Genomic DNA, 2,355 nt, shown 5'->3' on the forward strand with positions numbered 1-2,355 from the left:
ATTCATTGCCGAAGCCTGTGGTCTTAATGAGGGACTGGGAGTGAAAGGCCAGTGGGGAACGCTTCAATCCATGGAGACACGCATGCAGTTTCTATCAGACCCGACACATCGGATCCGATTCGTTTATACCCCCAAACACGCTTCCTGGTTAAATCAAATTGAATGTTGGTTCAGTCTGGTCTCCCGACATTTGCTCAGGCGGCTTTCCGTCAGCAGCAAAGCGATATTACGGACATGCATTTTAAAATATATCGAATATTACAACCGGGTATTAGCTAAACCTTTTAAGTGGCTTTACCGTGGGAATACAAAGTGATGTCATTAATTGCAGAATACACCACTAGCATCTCGCAATGAAGTGGCAGGATATCGGCCAATTCCTATCCTATGTTGCTTGCCATTCAATCTATACCGACACTGAAACGTGATAACGCCTTTAGGCGATACACGAACACTGAGTCCATCGATATCGGTTAGTTCAGCTTTTCCCTGATATGGTTTACCATGTATTGCGCGCAATCTTGTGTCACTGAGAGCCATAATATTTTGTACTCACTAAAAACATCAATTTGTACTCATTATGTACTTAATATCGCATGGACGAAACCAGACAGTAAAGAACACAAGTAAACATTTAGCGCAAAGAACAGTTAAACAAAGCTTATAAATCGATTAAAATCAATGTAATAAGCAACATTAATTTACGAGAAAAAACCTTGTCAACCGATAACAAACAAGCATCATTTTACTTCCACGATTATGAAACATTCGGTAAACATCCTGCCTTAGATCGTCCTGCTCAGTTTGCAGGAGTTAGGACTGACTGCGATTTTAATATTATCGAAGAACCTTTAGTGGTGTACTGTTCACCTGCTGATGATTATCTGCCAGAACCTGAAGCGGTCATGATCACGGGAATTACTCCCCAAGTGGCACTAAAAAAAGGTGTGAATGAAGCAGAGTTCGCACGCTTGATTCAGGCCGAATTCAGCAAGCCCAATACCTGCATCCTTGGATATAACAATATCCGCTTTGATGATGAAGTCAGCCGTAATATTTTTTATCGCAATTTTTATGATCCCTATGCTTACAGTTGGCAAAAAGGTAATTCGCGCTGGGATCTGCTTGATGTGTTACGTGCCTGCTACGCCCTGCGTCCGGAAGGAATTATCTGGCCGGAAAATGACGACGGGCTACCCAGTTTTAAGCTGGAACATCTGACAAAAGCTAATGGAATCGAGCATGCCCATGCTCACGATGCTATGTCAGACGTTTACGCGACTATTGCTATGGCTAAACTGGTCAAAACGGCTCAGCCTAAGTTATTTGAGTATTTTTTCCAGCTAAGAAATAAGCAGAAAGTCAGTAATCAAATTGATATTCCACAAATGAAACCGCTGGTGCATGTATCAGGCATGTTCGGCTCTTTACGCAGCAATATCAGTCTGATTGCTCCTTTGGCATGGCATCCGACAAACCGGAATGCCGTTATTATGTGTGATTTGGCGGGCGACATTACGCCTTTGCTGGAGCTGGATGTCAATCAGTTACGTGAACGCCTGTATACCCGCAAGGATAAATTGCAGCCAGATCAATCACCTGTTCCTATCAAATTAGTGCACATCAATAAGTGCCCGATTATTGCTCCTGAAAATACACTACGGCCACAGGATGCTGAACGAGTTGGGCTGGATCGCAGTCAATGCGCACAAAATCTGGCTGTATTGCGCGGTAATTCACAAATCAGGGAAAAAGTAGTCGAATTATTTTCCCAACCAGAGGAGTTTCCTGAATCTGATAATGTTGATGCCAAACTGTATGATGGTTTCTTCAGTGATGCCGATAAAACTGCGATGGAAATTATTCGTGAAACTACGCCTCAAAACCTGCCTGCTCTGGATTTAACATTTCAGGACTCTCGTATTAAGGAACTTCTGTTCCGTTATCGTGCCAGAAATTATCCGGCAACATTGGATCATGATGAGCAACAACGCTGGTTACAGCATCGCCGGGAAATATTGACTCAGGAAAATCTCACCCAATATTTTGCCAGCATTGAGCAGCTCTTTGTTGAACATCAATCTGATGAAGAAAAGTGCCGTCAGTTAAAAGCATTAATAGATTATGCCGTTCAACTGGCTGAATGAATTTAAATAATAGAAAAAGACTAAACTCTGATTTGGTCTTTTTCTATCTTTATCCGCTCGTTATCTGATCATTCTAGTGGTACATTCTGCATTTGATAACCTCATCAAACGAGCTTGAAAACCATTAAGTTTTATGGTTAATTAGCACACCGTTTCAATGACCATCAGATACCCCTAATTTTTTATGTGGAAAGCGCCAGCAGTCAAT

Annotated in this window: 2 protein-coding genes and 1 pseudogene; 2 read left to right on the plus strand and 1 reads right to left on the minus strand. The window is 42.0% G+C overall.

The annotated features are described in order from the left end of the window. A partial coding sequence (locus tag Xinn_RS23625; RefSeq protein ID WP_211285986.1) for a transposase occupies positions 1–316 on the plus strand: 316 nt, incomplete at its 5' end. 26 nt (positions 317–342) lie between these two features. Here the strand turns inward: Xinn_RS23625 and Xinn_RS20445 are convergent. Then, positions 343–540, minus strand: a pseudogene (locus Xinn_RS20445) (Arm DNA-binding domain-containing protein); the annotation flags it as partial. 176 nt (positions 541–716) lie between these two features. Between Xinn_RS20445 and sbcB the strand changes: the two are divergent. Then, positions 717–2,147 carry an exodeoxyribonuclease I gene (gene sbcB / locus Xinn_RS20450; protein WP_086953605.1) on the plus strand — a complete coding sequence of 477 codons (1,431 nt, stop codon included), beginning with the start codon at positions 717–719 and terminating at the stop codon, positions 2,145–2,147. Positions 2,148–2,355 lie beyond the last annotated feature (208 nt).

Origin of the sequence: Xenorhabdus innexi, assembly GCF_002632485.1 — a bacterium.
Lineage (GTDB): Bacteria > Pseudomonadota > Gammaproteobacteria > Enterobacterales > Enterobacteriaceae > Xenorhabdus > Xenorhabdus innexi.